Annotated in this window: 21 protein-coding genes and 1 pseudogene; 10 read left to right on the top strand and 12 right to left on the bottom strand. The window is 62.0% G+C overall.

Translation table 11 applies throughout. The features are described 5' to 3' along the window. Positions 1 to 21 precede the first annotated feature (21 nt). The 6 genes from ACI512_RS23570 (at position 22) to ACI512_RS23545 (ending at position 5,545) form a co-directional block, all read left to right on the top strand. Entirely contained in the window at positions 22 to 783 is a 762-nt protein-coding gene (locus ACI512_RS23570) for an alpha/beta fold hydrolase (protein WP_236381694.1), read from the top strand. Positions 784 to 809: 26 nt separating this feature from the next. Further along, positions 810 to 1,082 (top strand): hypothetical protein, encoded by a 273-nt coding sequence (locus ACI512_RS23565; RefSeq protein ID WP_405121376.1) that lies wholly within the window; start codon positions 810 to 812, stop codon positions 1,080 to 1,082. Between the two features lie 165 nt (positions 1,083 to 1,247). Further along, on the top strand, positions 1,248 to 2,072 hold the full coding sequence (locus ACI512_RS23560; RefSeq protein ID WP_236381691.1) for a DUF692 domain-containing protein: 825 nt from the start codon (positions 1,248 to 1,250) through the stop codon (positions 2,070 to 2,072). Further along, positions 2,069 to 2,818 carry a DNA-binding domain-containing protein gene (locus tag ACI512_RS23555; RefSeq protein WP_236381689.1) on the top strand — a complete coding sequence of 250 codons (750 nt, stop codon included), beginning with the start codon at positions 2,069 to 2,071 and terminating at the stop codon, positions 2,816 to 2,818. Before ACI512_RS23560 ends, ACI512_RS23555 begins: the two co-directional genes overlap by 4 nt. A gap of 161 nt (positions 2,819 to 2,979) precedes the next feature. Then, positions 2,980 to 4,344, top strand: coding sequence for an MFS transporter (locus ACI512_RS23550; RefSeq protein WP_236381687.1), 1,365 nt, complete (start codon positions 2,980 to 2,982; stop codon positions 4,342 to 4,344). Positions 4,345 to 4,414: 70 nt separating this feature from the next. After that, positions 4,415 to 5,545, top strand: coding sequence for an MFS transporter (locus ACI512_RS23545; RefSeq protein WP_046035534.1), 1,131 nt, complete (start codon positions 4,415 to 4,417; stop codon positions 5,543 to 5,545). Positions 5,546 to 5,605: 60 nt separating this feature from the next. Here ACI512_RS23545 and ACI512_RS23540 read toward each other — a convergent pair whose 3' ends face one another. Next, positions 5,606 to 6,127: a DUF3087 family protein gene (locus tag ACI512_RS23540; RefSeq protein WP_236381686.1), complete on the bottom strand. Its 522-nt coding sequence runs from the start codon at positions 6,125 to 6,127 to the stop codon at positions 5,606 to 5,608. Positions 6,128 to 6,240: 113 nt separating this feature from the next. Between ACI512_RS23540 and ACI512_RS23535 the strand changes: the two genes are divergently transcribed. Both ACI512_RS23535 and ACI512_RS23530 read left to right on the top strand, forming a co-directional pair. Continuing rightward, the gene (locus ACI512_RS23535; RefSeq protein WP_163825853.1) at positions 6,241 to 6,417 is read left to right on the top strand and encodes a hypothetical protein; all 177 of its coding nucleotides are present in this window, start codon (positions 6,241 to 6,243) and stop codon (positions 6,415 to 6,417) included. 34 nt (positions 6,418 to 6,451) lie between these two features. Next, positions 6,452 to 6,652: a DUF6021 family protein gene (locus tag ACI512_RS23530; RefSeq protein ID WP_046035532.1), complete on the top strand. Its 201-nt coding sequence runs from the start codon at positions 6,452 to 6,454 to the stop codon at positions 6,650 to 6,652. 81 nt (positions 6,653 to 6,733) lie between these two features. Here the strand turns inward: ACI512_RS23530 and ACI512_RS23525 are convergent, their stop codons facing one another. Further along, positions 6,734 to 6,970: a DUF6555 family protein gene (locus ACI512_RS23525; RefSeq protein ID WP_012724960.1), complete on the bottom strand. Its 237-nt coding sequence runs from the start codon at positions 6,968 to 6,970 to the stop codon at positions 6,734 to 6,736. A 120-nt stretch (positions 6,971 to 7,090) separates the two neighbouring features. Here ACI512_RS23525 and ACI512_RS23520 point away from each other — a divergent pair, with 120 nt between their 5' ends. After that, positions 7,091 to 7,918 (top strand): arylamine N-acetyltransferase, encoded by an 828-nt coding sequence (locus ACI512_RS23520; RefSeq protein WP_236381678.1) that lies wholly within the window; start codon positions 7,091 to 7,093, stop codon positions 7,916 to 7,918. Between the two features lie 133 nt (positions 7,919 to 8,051). Next, positions 8,052 to 8,804: an outer membrane beta-barrel protein gene (locus ACI512_RS23515; protein ID WP_231807365.1), complete on the top strand. Its 753-nt coding sequence runs from the start codon at positions 8,052 to 8,054 to the stop codon at positions 8,802 to 8,804. A 61-nt stretch (positions 8,805 to 8,865) separates the two neighbouring features. Here ACI512_RS23515 and ACI512_RS23510 read toward each other — a convergent pair whose 3' ends face one another. The 10 genes and pseudogenes from ACI512_RS23510 to nuoG form a co-directional block, all read right to left on the bottom strand. Continuing rightward, entirely contained in the window at positions 8,866 to 9,180 is a 315-nt protein-coding gene (locus ACI512_RS23510; protein WP_010209571.1) for a DNA-binding transcriptional regulator, read from the bottom strand. Further along, the gene (locus ACI512_RS23505) at positions 9,170 to 9,520 is read right to left on the bottom strand and encodes a type II toxin-antitoxin system RelE/ParE family toxin (protein ID WP_236381700.1); all 351 of its coding nucleotides are present in this window, start codon (positions 9,518 to 9,520) and stop codon (positions 9,170 to 9,172) included. Before ACI512_RS23505 ends, ACI512_RS23510 begins: the two co-directional genes overlap by 11 nt. Positions 9,521 to 9,758: 238 nt before the next feature. Continuing rightward, positions 9,759 to 11,222: an NADH-quinone oxidoreductase subunit NuoN gene (nuoN, locus tag ACI512_RS23500; RefSeq protein ID WP_012724956.1), complete on the bottom strand. Its 1,464-nt coding sequence runs from the start codon at positions 11,220 to 11,222 to the stop codon at positions 9,759 to 9,761. A gap of 7 nt (positions 11,223 to 11,229) precedes the next feature. Beyond that, positions 11,230 to 12,762 (bottom strand): NADH-quinone oxidoreductase subunit M, encoded by a 1,533-nt coding sequence (gene nuoM, locus ACI512_RS23495; RefSeq protein ID WP_003232072.1) that lies wholly within the window; start codon positions 12,760 to 12,762, stop codon positions 11,230 to 11,232. Between the two features lie 40 nt (positions 12,763 to 12,802). After that, positions 12,803 to 14,656, bottom strand: a complete 1,854-nt coding sequence (nuoL, locus tag ACI512_RS23490) for an NADH-quinone oxidoreductase subunit L (RefSeq protein WP_236382012.1) — start codon at positions 14,654 to 14,656, stop codon at positions 12,803 to 12,805. Further along, positions 14,653 to 14,961, bottom strand: a complete 309-nt coding sequence (gene nuoK, locus ACI512_RS23485; RefSeq protein ID WP_003174727.1) for an NADH-quinone oxidoreductase subunit NuoK — start codon at positions 14,959 to 14,961, stop codon at positions 14,653 to 14,655. Before nuoK ends, nuoL begins: the two co-directional genes overlap by 4 nt. Before the next feature lie 2 nt (positions 14,962 to 14,963). Continuing rightward, positions 14,964 to 15,467 carry an NADH-quinone oxidoreductase subunit J gene (gene nuoJ / locus ACI512_RS23480; RefSeq protein WP_003174726.1) on the bottom strand — a complete coding sequence of 168 codons (504 nt, stop codon included), beginning with the start codon at positions 15,465 to 15,467 and terminating at the stop codon, positions 14,964 to 14,966. Positions 15,468 to 15,476: 9 nt separating this feature from the next. Next, positions 15,477 to 16,026, bottom strand: a pseudogene (nuoI, locus tag ACI512_RS23475) (NADH-quinone oxidoreductase subunit NuoI). Positions 16,027 to 16,037: 11 nt separating this feature from the next. Next, the gene (gene nuoH / locus ACI512_RS23470; protein ID WP_012724954.1) at positions 16,038 to 17,045 is read right to left on the bottom strand and encodes an NADH-quinone oxidoreductase subunit NuoH; all 1,008 of its coding nucleotides are present in this window, start codon (positions 17,043 to 17,045) and stop codon (positions 16,038 to 16,040) included. Then, entirely contained in the window at positions 17,042 to 19,756 is a 2,715-nt protein-coding gene (nuoG, locus tag ACI512_RS23465; protein ID WP_046035528.1) for an NADH-quinone oxidoreductase subunit NuoG, read from the bottom strand. Before nuoG ends, nuoH begins: the two co-directional genes overlap by 4 nt. Between the last annotated feature and the right edge of the window lie 81 nt (positions 19,757 to 19,837).

Genomic DNA, 19,837 nt, shown 5'->3' with positions numbered 1-19,837 from the left:
TAACTGTGATGGAGATTTGCAATGCGTATGCTTTCTTCCCTGGCCATAGCCATGGCCCTGACTGTTCCGCTGCTGGCCCAGGCGGCGGATGCCCCGCAGCCCGGCACCGGTAAAAGCGTGGTGATCGTGCCCGGTGCGTTTGTCGACGGTTCCGGCTGGCGCGTGGTGCACGACATCCTGATTCACAAGGGCTACAAGGTCACCGTGGTGCACCAGGGCCACGAGAACCTGGCCGCCGATGTGGCCGAGGCGCGTGAAGTGCTGGAGCAACAAGTCGGCCCGGTGGTGCTGGTGGGCCACAGCTCCGGTGGCGCGGTGATCTCGATTGCCGGCGACCGCGACAAGGTCAAGTCGCTGGTCTACGTCTCGGCGCTGCAGCCGGAAGTGGGCGAGAACATGGCCCAACTGATCGGCTCGATGCCGGCGCCCAGCGATGGCATCAAGCAGAGCCGCGACGGTCACCTGTTTTTCGACCGCGCCAAGTTCAACGCCGACTTTGCCGCCGACCTGACTCCCAACCGCACCGACTTCATGGCCGCCTCCCAAGTGCCCGCCACCACCGCCTTGTTCGGCGGCACCGTGTGGGCCGCCGCCTGGCACAAAAAACCGACCTACGCGGTGGTCTCCACCGAAGACCGTGCGCTGAGCCCGGACCTGCAGCGCTGGATGTACCAGCGCGCCGGTTCCAAGGTCACCGACATCAAGGCCAGCCACTCGGTGTACATCTCCCAGCCCGAGGCTGTGGCGAAGGTCATCGAAGACGCTGCTTCGGTCATCCAGTAATCCATCCCAACCCCGGAGAAACACCCATGAACACTGCACTCAAGTCGCGCCTGAACCTCGCCGCCGCCGCTGCCCTGATCGCCATGGCGTCCGCTTCATTTGCCACGGCCGCCAGCGCCGCCGACCAGCCGGAAAAACCCGGCCGTTGCTACGGCGTCAACACCTGCAAAGGCACCAGCCTGTGCGCCACCGCCAAGAACGACTGCAAGGGCCTCAACAGCTGCAAGGGCGAAGGCGTGATCGTCAAGATCCCGTCCGAATGCCTCAAGGCGGGCGGCACGCTGACCGAACCGAAGTAATACCCTGGCCCCCTGTGGGAGCAAGCTTTCTGTGACAAGGAAGCTTGCTGTGGCGAGGGAGCTTGCTCCCGCTCGACAGCGAAGCTGGAGCCCGCTTTTTGGGCGCGCGCGCTTGCACCCCCAGCACAAACAAACGCCCCCGCCCCAGTCTTGAAGGAGAACACAATGCCCACCCCCAACCCTCACTTCTCCGGCTACGGCCTGGGACTGCGCAAGGAGCACTACGGCGACTTCCTGGAAACCTCGGTGCCCGTGGATTTCGTCGAAGTAATCTCCGAAAACTTCATGGTCGCGGGCGGCCAGCCCCGGCATATCCTGCGCCGGGTGCGAGAGCGCTACCCGGTGGCACTGCACGGCGTGTCCCTGTCCATCGGCACGGCCGAAGGGCTGGACACCGATTACTTGCAGCGCCTCAAGTCGCTGGTGGACGAGGTCCAGCCACTGTTCGTTTCCGACCACCTGAGCTGGTCGCGCAGTGGCGGCTTCAACGCCCATGATTTGTTACCCGTGCCCTACACCGACGAAGCACTCGACCGCGTGTGCGCCAATATCCATCAGGCCCAAGACGTGCTGGGCCGCACGCTGCTGTTTGAAAACCCCTCCAGCTACCTGGCGTTTGAAGGCGCCTGCATGACCGAATGGGAATTTATTGCGGCCATGGCCAAGCGCACCGGCTGTGAACTGCTGCTGGACGTCAACAACGTATTCGTCAGTGCCAGCAACCACGGTTTCGACGCCCTGGCGTTTCTGGATGGCATCCCCGCCAAGCGCGTGCGCCAGGTGCACCTGGCCGGGCATAGCCAGGGCCGTGACATCTTGATCGACAGCCATGACAGCCCGGTCTGCAGCGGCGTGTGGCAACTGTACGCGCAGGCCATCGCCAGGCTGGGCCCCGTAGCGACCATGATCGAGCGCGATGATGAAATCCCACCGCTCGCCGAACTGCTCCAGGAGTTGGCGCTGGCCCGCACCTTGGGCGCGCAACGATGAATCTGGCGCAGCTACAGCAGACCTTTCGCAGCTGGTTGGTGAGCGCGACGGACGAGTCCGCACACCGGCTGGGCAATCACCCTGCAGGCTTGGCGGTGTACCAGAACAACTACCGCGCGCAGTTGGTGGGCTGCCTGGAACAGGCGTTCCCCAACCTGCGCCGTTGGCTCGGGGATGAGGCGTTCCTGGCCGCGAGCATCCGCCATATCGACAACCATCCACCCCACGCCTGGACCCTGGATGTGTACCCCGAGGGGTTCTACGCAACATTGAAAGCCGTGTTCCCGCGCAATCCGGATGTGCATGAATTGGCCTGGATCGAGTCGGCCCTGAATGAAGCTTTTGTCGCCGCCGATGCGCAGCCTTTGAGGTTGGAGGCGTTGGCCGAGTTGGACTGGGACACGGCGGTGCTGCAACTGACACCGTCGTTGCGCTGCCACGGCCTGACCACCAATGCCGAGGCCATCTGGTCGGCGTTGTGGCAGGAAGCGCCCCCGCCCGAGGCCGTCATGCTGGCGCAAGCGGGCGGTGTGTTGGTGTGGCGGCGCCAATTCACCTCGCGCTTGCGCCAGGTGGAGGCGTTGGAGCTTCAGGCGTTGCAGCAGGTGCAGGCCGACGGCAGTTTCGCCGGGCTGTGCAAGTGGTTGGTGCAGCGCCTGGGCGAAGAGGCTGGCGTGATGCAGGCAGGTGAGTACCTGGCCGGTTGGCTGGGCAGTGAATTGATTGTGGGGGTGAGTCATGTGTGAACGTCGTCGGCGCCCCAAGCCGGTTTTGCCGAAGCCGTGGGCGTGATGGCGAGGACCGGGCCCTGGCGAACATGAAAATACTGACAGCCACCCAATCCAGCACTGAAAAAAATCGCCGCAGCCCTTAATCTAAAGGCCTTTGTCACCTGCGCGGATTGTTCATGTCTTCTGTTGCCGATGGGTTGCCCCTCAATAAACGCCTGCCTGCCGTGATCGCGATCTCCCTGGGGATCGGCATGGCGACCCTGGACACGGCCATCGTCAACACGGCGTTGCCGACCCTGGCTGAGGGCATTGGCACTGATTCCGCGTCGGTGATCTGGGTGGTCAACGCCTACCAGTTGGCGATCATTGCCACGGTGCTGCCGTTTGCGTCGCTCAGTGATGCGCTGGGGCACCGCCGGGTGTATCTCGGCGGGCTGCTGCTGTTTATCGTGTCGTCGTTGTTTTGCGGCCTGGCCGGGTCGCTGCTGACGTTGACCGCCGCGCGGGTGGCGCAAGGTCTGGGGGCGGCGGCGATCATGAGTGTCAACACGGCGCTGCTGCGGCATATCTACCCGTCAAAAATGCTCGGGCGCGGCCTGGGCTATAACTCGTTGGTGGTGGGGCTGGCATTTACGTTGGGGCCGACTGCTGCGTCGGCGATCCTGTCGGTGGCGACCTGGCACTGGCTGTACCTGATCAACGTGCCGCTGGGCTTGCTTGCCTTGGCACTGGGCCTGCGTTCATTACCCACGTTGCCGATGACCGGGCATGCCTTTGACCGACTCGCAGCGTTGTTGTGCGCCGGGCTGTTCGCGCTGCTGGTGCTGGGCCTCGGCACGGCCGTGCACGGCGCCCAGGGCGCGCTGACGTTGGGCCTGATCGCCGTGGCGCTGGTGTGCGGCGCCTTGCTGCTGCGGCGCCAGGCCGGGCACCCGGCGCCGATGCTGGCACTGGACCTGTTCAAGCGCCCGGTGTTTGCCTTGTCTTCCCTGACTGCTATTTGTGCCTTCAGCGCCCAGGGCCTGGCCTTTGTGTCGCTGCCCTTCTTGTTGCAGGCGGTGCTGGGCCATAGCCAGGTGGAAACCGGTTTCCTGATGACGCCCTGGCCGGCGGTGGTCGCGGTGATGGCGCTGGTTGCGGGGCGCCTCGCCGACCGGGTGTCCCTGGGTTTGCTGTGCGGCATCGGCCTGTTGATGCTCAGCGTGGGGATGGCCGCATTGGCTAGCCTGGACAGCGGCGCCTCGGCGTTTGATATCGGCTGGCGCATGGCGCTGTGCGGCGCCGGGTTTGGATTCTTCCAGTCACCCAACCTCAAGGCGTTGATGACCAGTGCGCCGTTGGCCCGCAGCGGTGGGGCCAGCGGCATCGTGGCGATTTCGCGCTTACTGGGGCAAACGCTGGGAGCGTCGCTGGTGGCCCTGTGTTTCCACCTGTCCCTGGCCAGCGGCCCGCACTCTGCGCTGTGGCTGGGCTGCGGGTTTGCAGGGGTGGGGGCCGTGGCCAGCGGCTTGCGTCTGTTGCCCTATGGGAAAAAGCCATGATTGGGCGTTGTAAAACACCGGTGTGGAAGGCTACCGTGGCGACCTGAGTATTTCGGGATGTTTCAGATTTATGTCCAGCCTGGCCCTCCGTACCGCTGATACGAACTCCCGCCGCGCTGCGCTGACCCTGGCTTTATGCTTACCCAGTGATGTGCTGCTGTACCTGCTACTGCCGATGGAATCCCAGGCGTTCGGCATCACCCTGGCCCAGGCCGGGGTGCTGCTGGCGGCGAACCGCCTGGTGCGGATTTTCGGCTACCGGCATGTGCTCAATTTCTACGCGCGCAACGGCGACCGCCTGACCTGCATGATTGCCGCCGGTGCGGCGACCCTGTGTGCCGTGGGCAACTCGCTGTTGTCGGGTTTCGCTGCGTTGTTGGGGCTGCGGCTGGTGTGGGGCCTGTGTTTTGCCGCGTTGAACCTGTCCACCCAAGTGTTGGCTACCTCGGAACCGGCCGGCGCCGCACGCCGGGCCGGGCGTTCCCGTGCGCTGATCGCCCTCGGGCCGATGCTGGCGCTGCCGTTGGGCGGCTGGTTGACGCTGTGGGCCGGGCCGCGTCCGATCTTTCTGATTCTGGCCGGGTGCTGCCTGGTGGGCGTGTGGATGGCGCGCGGCTTGCCGACGGTGGGGCATGATTTGCACAGCACGCCGGGGCGGCGCTTCAAGTGGCCGGACAGCGTGGCGGTGTGGTCGTTTATCGAAGGGGTGGCGTTGGATGGCCTGTTTATCTTCGGCCTGTCGATCCAGGCGCAGAAGTTGCTGGGCGGTGATGCGGTATTGATCGCGGGTGGCCTGATGGCGCTGCGCTATGTCTCGGAAATGCTCCTGAGCCCCCTGGGCGGCCGCGCGGCCCAGCGCTTTGGCGCCACCTCGATGCTGCTGCTGTTTTCGTTCCTGAGTGCCCTGGCCCTGACCGCATTCGGCAGTTACTGGGTGATCGTCGGCGCGGCGGCGGTGCTGGTGCTGCGCGCGCTGCAACTGCCGCTGGTGACCACCTTGGTGGCCGAGCGCAACCCCGGTTCGATGCGCGTGTCGGCCCTGGCCTCGAATGCCGTGTGGCGGGATATCGGCGCCGGCCTCGGGCCCTTGCTTGCCGGCCTGCTGCTGCCGATTGCCTCGGCGCCGTGGGTGTTCGGTCTGGCGGGCTTGGCGATTGCGGTGAGCGCGGTGTTCTGCTGGCGGGCAAAGCTTTCCAACTGACGCCGTGAGGTGGTGTGTGTCCGTTCCAGAGCACTTCGTAAGCGTGCGAGTCCTTCAGGTTTAAGCGCTTTTTAGCGCTTGCAGCCAGGCGGGGTCGAAACGGGTTTGCTCGGTATCGATCCCCAGCGCCTGCATCTTGGCTTTATGTGCCTCGACCTCGGCGACCAACTGCACCTGGGCGCTGGAGTTGGCATCCAGTTCATGCATCTGCGTGAGGCCCAGGTGATAGAAGCGCAGCACTTTGATCGCCGTCGGGTCACTGGCCTGGACCTGCTCGGTGACCTTGTGCATCACATTGGTCACGCTCATCAGGCAGCGCTTGAGTTGCCAGCCATACACCGCCGGCGCCAGCCACGGCTGAGCCCAGAAGGGGCCACGCACCAGCGCCACGGTGATCAGCACCCCGGCGAAAACGCCGCCGACATTGAAACGTAAATTGTCACCGCCGGGCTCGCCGAACAGCATCACCGCCAGGCTCGACAGCAACATGGCCAGGGCCAGGAACAGCACCGCGACAATCAGCGTGCTGCGCCGGGTCTGCTGGCGGAAGGTGACAGGGTCGCAGGGTTTGAGCTCGAACATCCGGGTCGTATCTCCAGAAGGGGCCAGCATCATCTCACGCTTGGGCAAACAAGTTGAACGATGGCGAAGGGCGGTTTCTCTAAACCTGTGTAGACCCTTTGAGGTGAACCATCATGTCTGAATACAACCAGCCACCGCCCGGTACCCCGAACCCTGACCGCACACCCGGTGAGGAGGAGCGCGACAACGATGCGTTGCGTCCCAACGACCCGGCGGAGCGTCAGGACGACGACGTAGAACGCGTAGAGGAAGACCTGGAAAACCTCCACGACAAAGCCCGCCCGCTTTAAACAAGGCCCGTCCGTTTCTTATAAGGAGAGCACCGTGATTGATACTCCGAAAGGCCCGTCTTCAGACGAGCATTCCAGCGGTAAGGATGAGTTGGGTTTTGACCCGGATTCGCCGGACGTGGCGGATCCGCAGGTTGATCCTATCGGCCCGGCTATTGCGCCGTTGGATAAGGACAAGAAAGACAAGGATGAAAAGAAGCCGGCCTATGATCCGTTGGGCGACTTGAAGCCATAAAACCAGCGTTGTGGTGAGGGAGCTTGCTCCCTCACCACAGGTGGTGTTGCATTCTTTCCTTCTTCGTCTAGCGACATCTGATTACTTCGGCGCAACCCACGTCACTTCAGTAATCCCAAACTTCTCAGCCCACGGCCGAGTCGTTTTCTTCACCTGCTCGTGCCCCACGCGGCCCACGCGACTCACGTGCGCAATATCGGCATCGACCGCCGCCCAGTGCCAGGCCTCGGCGTTGTTCATCACTTCGGCACGCACCACAAAGGACTTCGGTTTGCCATGCAGTTGGTAGTGGATGGTGTAGATTTTTGCGGTACTCATGTTGCCTCCCTGTGTTGTTATAGATGGATACGGGAGCGTTCAAAAAGGTTCATTCAAAATGACAATCTGCATGCTGGCGCGGCATAGTGACGTCTTCATCTCGCGCCCAAGGATTGCGCCATGCCTCTGCTGACCCATAGCCGCCTCTATCTGCAGCGCCTGGGCTATGACGCGCCGCCAGCGCCGACCCTGCAGACGTTGCAGGCTCTGCAACTGCGCCATGTGTGCACCTTTGCTTTCGAAAGCCTGTCGACGTTGATGCGCCTGCCGGTGCCGATCGACCTGCCCAGTGTCGAGCAAAAAGTGCTGCTGGAGGGACGGGGTGGTTATTGCTATGAGCTGAACCAGATGTTCCTGGCGCTGTTGCAGGAACTCGGCTTTGATGCACGCGGCATTACCGGCCGGGTGGTGATGGGAGGGCCGCCGGATGCGCACACGGCGCGCACCCATCGCTTGAGCCTGGTGACCCTGGACGGCGTGCGTTATATCAGCGATGTCGGCTTTGGCGGCATGGTGCCCAGCAGTCCGTTGCAGTTGGACACTGACGCGCTGCAGGCCACGGCGCATGAACCTTATCGCCTGACCTTTGACGGGCAGGGCAGTTACACGCTGTGGGCGCAAGTGGCCGGGGAGTGGCGTGGCTTGTATGTGTTCGATCTGCAAGTACAGGCGGGCATCGACTATGAAATCGGCAACTGGTACGTCTCCACGCACCCGGGTTCGCCCTTTGTGGGCCAGCTGAAAGTCGCACGCTTGGCGCCGGGTAAACGCTATACGTTGAACAACGCCAGCTACGCGGTTCATTACCTGGATCGGCCGAGCGAAAAACGCACGCTTGGCAGTGCCGATGAGCTGCTGGATGTGCTGGGCAGGACCTTTGACATTCAAGTGCCGGTCTCGGCGTCGCTTCGCCAGATCCTTGATAGCCTCGTAGTGGCTGTTTCTTGAGAGTATTGATTCAGAGCCTTCGCTGAACCGTTTTACCTTCAAATCGGTGCAAATTAATTCGAACCTTTCGCGCCAGCAAGGGTTCGAAGCGGTTCCTGAATAATTTGCTCACCAGACAAGGAGATGTAAAACGATGTCCAAGCTATTCGGAAAATTCCTCAAGGGTTCCTCGCTGCTGGCGCTGGTCGCTGCGCCTGCCGCGGTGTTCGCCGCACCGTCCACCGACCCGATTTCCACCTTCGGGATCCTGGGCAGCTACAACGACTTCAAATTCGAAGGCGGCAGCCAAAGCGACAAGAGCCACATGCCGGAAGCGGGCCTGTTCTACAACTTTGGCAACAAGCTCACCGCCGAATCCGGTTTCATCTACCAAGCCGGTATCGAAGCCAAGTACGGCGAAAAGAGCGACAACAAACTCAAGGAAGGCCAGGCCGACCTGGATCTCGGCTGGCGCGCCGCGCTGGATGCGCGCAACTTTGTCGACGTGATCGTGGGCGGTGGCTACAGCTGGACCCGCTACGAGCCGGAAATCAACAACCTTGATGTGAAACTCACCAATAAATCGCCGTTCGCCAAGGCGGCCCTGGGCTACAACCACCAGTTCGATGACATGACCCTGCGCGTCGAAGCCGGCGCCCGTCGCACTATCGATGGCCGCACCAGGCTCAAGGTGGATGACGTTGGCAGCGACACCGTGGACCTCAAGGACCGCACCAACCCGTACGCCGAAGTCAGCCTGCTGATGAATCAGAAAGGCGACTTGCCGGTGATGGCAGGCCTGTACTACACCCGCACCGAATACAAGCTCGACGGTGATTCCGAAGTGGCCGACAACACCAAGCTCAAGCGTGATGAGTACGGGTTCAAGGTCGGTATCGCATTCTGACGCCGTTGTAATGGAAAACGCCCCGAATGTTCGGGGCGTTTTTATTGGGGGGCATTGCAGGTCAACCCAACGCCGCAAGTTGTGCCACGGTCTCGGGAAAACGCGCCACCAGGCGAATCAGGGTGGCGGCCTGGGCATTAGGTTTGGCCCGGCCTTGCTCCCAGTTTTCCAGCGTTCGCGTGTTGGTGCGCAGGTACATGGCGAAGACGGCACGGGAGAGGTTGAGCTGTTGACGCACGGCGACCACTTCCTCTGCGGTGAGCGGCTCCAGGTTGTTGAGATGAACCTTGTGGGTCCGCAGGGTGACTTTGCCTTGGCGTTCGTTTGCCAGGGCGTCGAAGCCTTCGACCAGTTCGGAAAAGATTTCACGTTTCATGATGTGTTCTCGCTTTGATTTCCCTGTCCAGCATGTGTTTTAGGGCTTTTTTGTGCTGTGGCGTCAGGTCGTCCTGTTCATGTTTGCCGTACAGGGTGAATAACCAGAATTGCGTGCCGCCCGACCACCAGTAGTAAATGACCCGCAGGCCACCGCGCTTGCCTTTGTTGTGTCGTTCGTCGAAAAAGCGAACCTTGCGTAACCCGCCTGTTCCCTCGATCACGTCTCCCGCTTCCGGGTTCTTCATCAACGCCTGTTGAAAACCGTGGAAAAGCTCGTCACTCAGATAGTCCTTGCGATGCCGCTCGAAGGGCGGCAGTTCGATAAATAGAGCATCCATGTTCTGTACGTAGCCTGCGTATAGTTTGGTGGCCCACTCGCGTTGGGTCAAGTGACCCTGCTGTGGGAACTTTCCTAAAACGCAAACACCATACGGCGGCCCTCATCGGGTAGATGCCAGATAAGGAGGCAGGTGGAGGAGGACATTTCCCTGAGTAGGGGAGGGTAAAAGCACCGGCCCCAGAAACGCAAAACGGCGCCCGAAGGCGCCGTTTTGTTTACTGCATCCCGCTAAGCGATCAAACGCCCAGCACCGCGTGCTGCACCAGGGTGAGCAACGGTTGTGGGTACACGCCCAGGAAGAACGCGAGCAGGGCGATGGCCAGCAGCATCACGCCGCCTGCCTTCTGTTCCCAATGCAGCTCGGCATCCACACGGCGCAGGTTTGGCTCGATCAGGTACAGGGTGACCATCACGCGCAGGTAGTAGAACACGCCGATGGCGCTGCCCAGGACCAGCGAGGCAACCAGCCACCACTCGTGCGCTTCAACGCCGGTGGCGACGATGTAGAACTTGCCGATAAAGCCGGCAGTCAGCGGGATACCGGCCAGGGACAGCATCATCACAGTCAGTACGGCGGTCAGGTACGGACGGCGCCAGAACAGGCCGCGGTATTCGTACAGGGCGTCGGCGTCGCGGCCTTTGAACGGCGAGGACATCAGCGTGATCACGCCGAACGCGCCGAGGCTGGTGATCACGTAGGTGACCAAGTACACGCCCATGGCTTCCACGGCCAGGCCTTTGCTCGCCACCAGGGCGATCAGCAGGTAGCCGAAGTGAGCGATGGACGAGTAACCCAGCAGACGCTTGAGGTTGTTCTGGGTCAGGGCCAGCAGGTTGCCGAACAGGATCGACGCGATGGCGATCACGGTCAGTACGGTGCTCAGCACACCGGTGTTGGCGGCAGGGGAGATCTGGAACAGACGCACCATCACCGCAAACACAGCCACTTTCGACGCGGTGGCCAGGAACGCAGCCACCGGCGCCGGGGCGCCTTCGTACACGTCCGGGGTCCACAAGTGGAAGGGCACCAGCGACAGCTTGAACGCCAGGCCGATCAGCATCATGGCCAGGCCCAACTGGGCAATCGGCGCAGGCATGCTGGTGGCCGCCAGGGCGTGACCGATACCGGTGAAGCTCAGGTTGCCGGCTTCGGCGTAGAGCAGGGCCATACCGAACAACAGGAACGCGGAACCGGCCGCCGACAGCACCATGTACTTGATGCCGGCTTCCAGGGAGCGCTTGTTGAAGAAGGCATAGGCCACCAGGCCGTAGGTCGGGATCGACAGCAGTTCCAGGCCGATGAACAAGCCCGCCAGGTGCTGCGCGCTGACCAGCACGATGCCACCGGCCGCAGCCAGCAGGATCAGCAGGTACAGCTCTTCGCGGTTGCCTGGGTAGCCGGTGCCGCCTTCGCCGAGGTAGGCGTGGGCGAGGGTGACGCAAGCCAGGGTCGCGACCAGGATCAGCGCGATGTACAGCAACGCGAAGTCATCGACCATCATCAATGGCGTGACCGCCAGTGGTGCGACCTTGAGGGCCGGGATGATCGACAGCAGGGCCAGGTTCAAACCGGCACAGGACAGCAGGAACGTTTGCGAGTGATTGCGGCGCCAGGCGATCGCCAGCATCACCACCACGATGGTGAGGCTGGTGATCAGCAGCGGCGCAAGCGCGATAAAGTGTTGGATCGTGAATTCCATAGCGCTCTTACCGGGCCGAAGCGAGTTGAGAGAAGGCGGTGCCGAACCACTGCTGCACGCCATGCATCGTTGCGGCAGAAGTGTCCAGGAACGGTTGCGGGTACACGCCGATGTAGATCAGCAGTACCGCCAGGCCGAGCACCATGATCAGTTCGCGCGCATCCATCCCTTGCAGGACGGTGTCGGACTTGGCCGGGCCGAAGTAGGCGCGGTGGATCATGATCAGCGAGTAGACCGAACCAAACACCAGGCCGGAGGTAGCAATCGCACTGATCCACGGCGTCTGCACGAAGGCACCCATCAGGATCAGGAACTCGCCGATGAAGTTACCGGTACCCGGCAAGCCCAGGGATGCAGCAGCGAAGAACAGGCTGATCGCCGGCAGGTACGCGATGCGCGACCACACGCCACCCATTTCGCGCATGTCACGAGTATGCAGGCGCTCGTACAGCTGACCGCTCAGGATAAACAGTGCAGCGGCCGAAACACCGTGGGCCAACATCTGGATCACCGCGCCTTGCAGCGCCAGTTGGCTGCCGGAGTAGATGCCGATCAGTACGAAACCCATGTGGGAAACGGACGAGAAGGCGATCAGACGCTTGATGTCGGTTTGCGCGAAGGCCAGGAACGCGCCGTAGAAAATCCCGATCAGACCCAGGGTCATGGCGATCGGCGCGAACTCGGCCGAAGCATTCGGGAACAGCGGCAAGGCGAAACGCAGCAGGCCGTAGGCAGCGGTTTTCAGCAGGATACCGGCCAGGTCCACGGAACCTGCGGTCGGCGCCTGGGCGTGAGCGTCAGGCAACCAGGAGTGGAACGGCACCACCGGCAGCTTCACCGCGAAGGCGATGAAGAAGCCCAGCATCAGGATGTACTCGGTGGTCAGGGACATCTTGGTCTTCAACAGGTCGGCGTAGTTGAAGGTAATCACGCCCGTGCTGTTGAAGTTGACCAGTACCAGACCCAGGATCGCCACCAACATGATCAGGCCGGAAGCCTGGGTGAAGATGAAGAACTTGGTCGCCGCGTAGATCCGGGTTTTCTTGCCGTCCGAAGAACTGTGACCCCAGAGCGCGATGAGGAAGTACATCGGCACCAGCATCATTTCCCAGAAGAAGAAGAACATGAACAGGTCGAGGGCGAGGAACACGCCGACCACGCCGCCCAGGATCCACATCAGGTTCAGGTGGAAGAAGCCCACGTGGCGCTGGATCTCTTTCCAGGAGCAGAGTACCGAGAGGATACCCAGCAGGCCGGTCAGCAGAATCATCAACAGCGACAGGCCGTCGAGGGCCAGGTGCACGTTGATGCCGAAGCGCTGGATCCACACGTGCTTGAATTCAAGCGCGAAGGTCGGATCGACACCCGGTGCCGGAGCAAATGAATAGTCGCCATGGGCCCACAGCCAGAGGCCGAGTGCGAGTTCCAGGGACATGGTCAGCAACGCAATCCAGCGGGGGAGGGTGGCGCCGAAGCGTTCACCCATCCAGCAGAGCAGGCCGCCGATAAAGGGGATCAGGATTAGCCAGGGCAGAATCATGACGGGCTCGTTTCCTTTCGCAAGTTCGCAAAGTTCATAGTCATACCGCCACCACCACGATGGCGCCGATCACCAGCACGGCACCGGCCGCCATGGAAGCTGCATACCAACGCAATTGGCCGGTTTCGCTGCGGCTCAGGGCGGTGTGACCGGCCTTGGCGGCACGCGGGATCAAACCGATGGTCTGGTCGAGCGGGTCTTTACGCAGCATGTGGCTGATGGCGAGGTAGGGCTTGACGAACAGTTTGTCGTAGATCCAATCGAAGCCCCAGGCGGCGAACCACCAGGCTGACAGGAAGCGGCCAACGCCACTGTTGGCAACGGCTGTCACGAAGCGACGCTTGCCGAGGAACAGCAGGGCCGCGAGCAGGATACCGGCGATGGCGATGGCGCCCGAGGCGATTTCCAGGCTGTGCTTGGCGGCGCCGCCGGCATGGCCGGCGCTTTCCGGCAGTACACCGGCCAATGGCGGGGTGATCAGCGCGCCGATGAAGGTCGACAGGATGATCAGCACCGACAATGGCAGCCAATGCGAGATGCCGTGGCCTGCGTGTGCTTCGGTCTTGGCTTCACCGTGGAAGGTGATGAAGATCAGGCGGAAGGTGTACAGCGAGGTCATGAATGCACCCACCAGGCCTGCGTACAGCAGGTTCTGGTTACCGCTGGCAAAGGCTTCCCAGAGGATTTCGTCCTTGGAGTAGAAACCGGCGGTCACCAGCGGCAGGGCTGCGAGGGCGGCACCACCGACGATGAAGCTGGCGTAGGCCAGTGGCAGTTTCTTCCACAGGCCGCCCATCTTGAAGATGTTCTGCTCGTGGTGGCAGGCAACGATCACCGCACCGGAGGCAAGGAACAGCAAGGCCTTGAAGAAGGCGTGGGTCATCAGGTGGAAGATCGCCGCGTCCCAGGCGCCAACGCCCAGGGCCAGGAACATGTAGCCGATCTGGCTCATGGTCGAGTAGGCGAGGATCCGCTTGATATCGGTCTGCACCAGCGCGGCGAAACCGGCGAGTACCAGGGTCACGCCACCGACGATGCCTACAAGATGCAGGATGTCCGGCGCCAGGGTGAACAGGCCGTGAGTACGGGCGATCAGGTAGACACCGGCAGTGACCATGGTTGCCGCGTGGATCAGTGCGGAAACCGGGGTTGGGCCCGCCATCGCGTCCGCCAGCCAGGTTTGCAGGGGCAGTTGCGCGGATTTACCCACGGCGCCGCCCAGCAGCATCAGGGTGGCCAGGGTGATCCAGAAGTCGCCGACCTGGAATTTCTGCGGTGCCAGCACCAGCAGTTCCTGGATGTTCAGCGTGCCCACCTGTTGGAACAGGATGAACAGGCCGATGGCCATGAACACGTCGCCGATCCGGGTGACGATAAAGGCTTTAAGTGCCGCGTTACCGTTGTTGCGGTTGCTGTAGTAGAAACCGATCAACAGGTACGAGCACAGGCCCACGCCTTCCCAACCGAAGTACAGGAACAACAGGTTATCGCCGAGCACCAGGAACAGCATGCTGGCGATAAACAGGTTGGTGTACGAGAAGAAGCGCGAGTAACCCGCTTCACCGCGCATGTACCAGGACGCGAACAGGTGGATCAGGAAGCCCACGCCGACCACCACGCCGAGCATGGTGATCGACAGGCCGTCGACGTAGAGGGCGAAGTTAGGCTTGAAGCCTTCCACCGACATCCACTGCCACAGTACCAGGGTGTAGTGACCGCCTTCCGGCGGCGCCACGTTGAATTGCCAGATGACATAGGCGGCAACGATGGCCGACAAGCCAATGGAACCCACGCCCACCAGGGCCGAGAGGTTTTCCGACCAGCGTCCACGGGAGAACGACAGCAGCAGGAAACCGATCAGGGGGAATACGAAAGTCAGAAAGATCATGTTCATCCGCGCATCTCACTGGCAGCGTCGATATCAAGCGTGTGGAAGCGACGATACAGTTGCAGCAGGATCGCCAGGCCAATACTGGCCTCGGCGGCTGCCAGGCTGATCACCAGGATGAACATGACTTGTCCATCCGGCTGGCCCCAACGTGCACCCGCAACGATGAACGCCAGTGCGGCGGCGTTCATCATGATTTCCAGGCTCATCAACACGAACAGAATGTTACGGCGGACCATCAGGCCGACCAGGCCAAGGCAGAACAGGATGCCGGCGACCGCCAGACCATGCTCCAAAGGGATAGCAGGCATCGTCATTGCTCCTTGGCTTCGTTGCGGCCCAAGTGGAAGGCAGTGATGGCTGCGGCGAGCAGCAGCATCGACGCCAGTTCGACCACCAGCAGGTACGGGCCGAACAGGCTGATGCCCACGGCTTTCGCGTCTACGGTGGTGTGGCCGATGGCCTGGCCGCTCTGGTGAGCGAACAGCACATACAGCAGTTCACCCAGCAGCAGGGCTGCGAGGACAACCGGGCCGAGCCAGATGCCGGGCTTGAGCCAGACGCGTTCCTGGGCGACCGAAGCCGGCCCCAGGTTGAGCATCATCACCACAAACACGAACAGCACCATGATGGCGCCGGCGTAGGCGATCACTTCCAGCACACCGGCGAACGGTGCGCCGAGGCTGAAGAAGGTCATGGCCACGGCGATCAATGAAATGATCAGGTAGAGCAGGGCGTGCACAGGGTTGGTGTTGGTGATCACGCGAAGCGTGGACACAACCGCGATACCCGATGCGAAATAGAAAGCGAATTCCATCTTTCTTCCTTAAGGCAGCAAGCTCTTCACGTTGATCGGCTCGGCTTCGTTTTGTGCGGCGCCTTTCGGCTTACCGGCAACGGCCATACCTGCAACACGATAGAAGTTGTAATCAGGGTTTTTACCGGGACCAGAGAATCAGCAGATCTTCTTTCTCGTACACCAGGTCCTGACGTTTGAACTCGGCCATCTCGAAATCCGGTGTGAGCTGGATCGCGGTGGTCGGGCAAGCTTCCTCGCAGAGGCCGCAGAAAATGCAGCGCGAGAAGTTGATGCGGAAGAAGTCCGGGTACCAGCGACCGTCTTCGGTTTCAGCTTTCTGCAGGGAGATGCAACCCACCGGGCACGCCACGGCGCACAGGTTGCAGGCTACGCAACGCTCTTCGCCATCGGGGTCGCGGGTCAGCACGATGCGGCCGCGATAGCGCGGCGGCAGGTACACCGCTTCTTCCGGGTATTGCAGGGTGTCGCGTTTGCGGAAGCCGTGACCGAACACCATCACCAGGCTTCGCAACTGGGTACCGGTACCCTTAACGATGTCGCCAATATATTTGAACATGGGTCAAATCCTCACTGAACCGCGGCCGCTGGCGTGTTCAACAACACAACGGCAGCCGTCACCAGCAAATTGATCAGGGTCAGTGGCAGGCAGAAGCGCCAGCTGAAATCCATCACCTGGTCGTACCGTGGACGCGGAATGGAAGCGCGCAGCAGGATAAACAACATGATGAAGAACGCGGTCTTCAGGAAGAACCAGAAGAACGCCAACTGCGGCAGGATGCCGAATGGACCGTGCCAGCCGCCGAAGAACAGCGTGACCAGCAGGGCCGAGATCAAGATGATGCCGATGTATTCACCGACGAAGAACATGCCCCATTTCATACCGGCATATTCAATGTGGTAGCCGTCGGCCAGTTCCTGTTCCGCTTCCGGCTGGTCGAACGGGTGACGGTGAGTCACGGCGACGCCAGCGATGAAGAAGGTACAGAAGCCGAAGAACTGCGGAATGATGAACCACAGGTTCTGCGCTTGGTACTCAACGATGTCGCGCATGTTGAACGAGCCGACCTGCACCACGATGCCCATCAGCGCGAGGCCCATGAACACTTCGTAGGACACGGTCTGGGCCGAGGCCCGCAAGCTGCCCAGCAGGGCGAACTTGTTGTTACTCGACCAACCGGCGAACAGCACCGCGTAGACCGACAGACCGGCCATGGCGAAGAAGAACAGCAAGCCGATGTTCAGGTCCGCCACGCCCCAGGTCGGGGTGATCGGGATAACGGCGAAGGCGATCAGCAAGGCGCTCATGGCCACGACCGGTGCCAGGGTGAAGATCACCTTGTCGGCAAACGGTGGGGTCCAGTCTTCCTTGAAGAACATTTTCAGCATGTCGGCAGCGATCTGGAACATGCCGAATGGGCCAACGCGGTTCGGACCGTAACGGTCCTGCCACCAGCCCAGCAGGCGACGTTCGACGAAGCTGAGCAGGGCGCCCGCGACGACCACGGCCAACAGGATCACGATGGCCTTGACGACCGAGATGATCACGTCGATCACTTCAGGGGTGAACCAGGTCATTGCGCTGCCTCCTGCAGACCGTCAACGGTTTTGCCAAAGATCGCCGGTGGAATGCCGGCGAGGCCTTTAGGCAGTGCAACCAGGCCGGCACCCAATGCTTCGTTGATGCGCAGCGGCAGACGCAAGGTCTGGCCGGCCACGTTCAGGCTGAGCAGGGCACCGTCGTTGACGCCCAGGCGGTCGGCTTCGGACTTGGCCAGGGACACGTAGGCTTCTGGAATGCGCTCTTGTACCGGCGCGGCTTTCGAAGAGTTCTCTTCGCTGCCGAACAGGTGGAAGAACGGCACAACCTGCCAGGTACCCTGGGCCGGGTTGAACGGACGCGGTACGGCAGCGAACCAGTTCAGCGAGTCGCCCTGGGTCTCGATCAGGCGGGTGCCTGGGTCGCCAGCGCGGATATGACCCCCGACCTCGTCCTGGAATTTGTTCCAGGCCTGTGGCGAGTTCCAGCCCGGCGACCAGGCAAACGGCACCTGCTGACGGGGCTCGACCGAACCCGAGTAACCTTCCATGGAGAAGGCGAACGCGGTGTCGTTGTCTTGCGGGGTACGCGGTTCATGCACGCTGATGTCAGCGCGCATGGCGGTACGACCGGAGTAACGCAGCGGCTCACGGGCGAGTTTCATGCCCTTGATGCGGAACGCCGCGGACGGTGCGGCGTCGACGATCCGCGCCAGCTGCGGTGCACTTGCGGCGGCGGCGGCGGTGACGTGGTCGAGCTGAGTCCAGTCGATTGGCTGGTTCAGCAGGGTGGCGCGCAGGGCATGCAGCCAGCGCCAGCCTTCATGGACCAGGATGCTGGCGTCCATGTACTTCGGATCGAACACCTGGAAGAAGCGCTGGGCGCGGCCTTCCTGGCTGACCAGGGTACCGTCGCCTTCGGCGAAGGTGGCGGCCGGCAGCACCAGGTCGGCGCGCTCGCTGGTGGCGGTTTTCTGGTGGTCGGCGACGATCAGGACTTTGGCGGCGTTCAGCGCAGCGTCAACCTTGGCGGCATCGGTGCGGGTGTACAGGTCGTTTTCCAGCACCACGATGGCGTCGGCGTTGCCGTCGGTCACCGCTTGCAGCGCGGCGTCCAGCGACTCGCCACCGAGCATGGCCAGGCCGAGGCTGTTGGCTTCCGGCACGACCAGGCTGATGGAACCGTTCTTGTCGCGCAGCTTCAAGGCCTTGGCGATGTTGGCGGCGGCTTCGATCAGCGCCTTGGAACCCAAGGAGGTGCCGGCAATGATCAATGGGCGCTTGGCGGCCAACAGGGCGTCGGCGATGCGCTGGGCCAGTTCACCGGCTTCAGCGTCCAGGCCTTCGACGGCCGGTGCGCTGGCGTCCAGGGCGTGGGCCACGGCAAAACCAATGCGCGCCAAGTCATCTGGAGCCGCATGGACGCATTCTTCGGCGATATCGTCGAGCTTGGTTTCAGCGAGGCTTGCGATAAACAGCGGGTTCAGCGCGTGCTGGCCGATGTTTTTCACGGCGGCATCGAGCCAAGGCTGGACGCGCATGGCGTCGGCCATGTCTTCGGCCTTGCCTTTCACCGACTGGCGCAGCGACAGCGCGATACGCGCGGCGGTCTGGGTCAGGTCTTCACCGAGCACGAAGATCGCATCGTGATCTTCGATGTCGCGCATGTTCGGAACGGGCAGCGGGCTGTCGTTCAGCACTTGCAGGACCAGGCGGATGCGCTCCAGCTCACCGGCTTCGATACCGGAGTAGAAGTGCTCGGCGCCCACCAGCTCACGCAACGCGTAGTTGCTTTCGAGGCTGGCACGCGGCGAACCGATACCGACGATGTTACGGCCGCGCAGCAGGTCGGCGGCTTTATCCAGCGCCGCGTCGAGACTCAGCTTGGCGCCATCGGCCAGCAGCGGCTGGCGTGGGCGGTCTTCGCGGTTGACGTAGCCATAGCCGAAACGGCCACGGTCGCACAGGAAGTACTGGTTGACCGAGCCGTTGAAGCGGTTTTCGATGCGACGCAGTTCGCCGTAGCGCTCGCCCGGGGAGATGTTGCAACCGCTGGAGCAGCCATGGCAGATGCTCGGCGAGAATTGCATGTCCCACTTACGGTTGTAGCGTTCGGAGTGAGTCTTGTCGGTGAACACACCGGTCGGGCAGACCTCGGTGAGGTTGCCGGAGAACTCGCTTTCAAGCACGCCGTCTTCAACGCGACCGAAGTACACGTTGTCGTGGGCGCCGAATACGCCGAGGTCAGTGCCGCCGGCGTAGTCCTTATAGAAGCGCACGCAGCGATAGCAGGCGATGCAGCGGTTCATTTCGTGGGAAATGAACGGGCCCAGTTGCTGGTTCTGGTGGGTACGCTTGGTGAAGCGATAGCGGCGCTCGTTGTGGCCGGTCATCACCGTCATGTCTTGCAGGTGGCAGTGACCGCCTTCCTCACAGACCGGGCAGTCGTGGGGGTGGTTGGTCATCAGCCATTCGACGACACTGGCGCGGAACGCCTTGGATTCTTCATCGTCGATGGAGATCCAGGTGTTGTCGGTGGCTGGGGTCATGCAGGACATGACGATACGACCACGCGTGTCGTTCTCGTCGGTGTACTGCTTGACCGCGCACTGGCGACAGGCACCGACGCTACCAAGCGCGGGGTGCCAGCAGAAATACGGGATGTCGAGGCCGAGTGAGAGACATGCCTGTAACAGGTTGTCCGCCCCATCGACTTCGAGCGCTTTGCCGTCTACGTGGATAGTGGCCATGGTTCAAAGTTCTTCGTTGGCCCGTTGTCAGCGGGCGTGGCTAATGGAATCTTGTTATTCATGGGCATCAACACAGCCTTT

It is taken from the genome of Pseudomonas petroselini (assembly GCF_045037875.1).
GTDB classification, from domain to species: Bacteria; Pseudomonadota; Gammaproteobacteria; order Pseudomonadales; family Pseudomonadaceae; genus Aquipseudomonas; species Aquipseudomonas petroselini.
The sequence above is the reverse complement of the archived record's forward strand: the minus strand, read 5'-3'. Positions and strand labels throughout refer to the sequence as shown.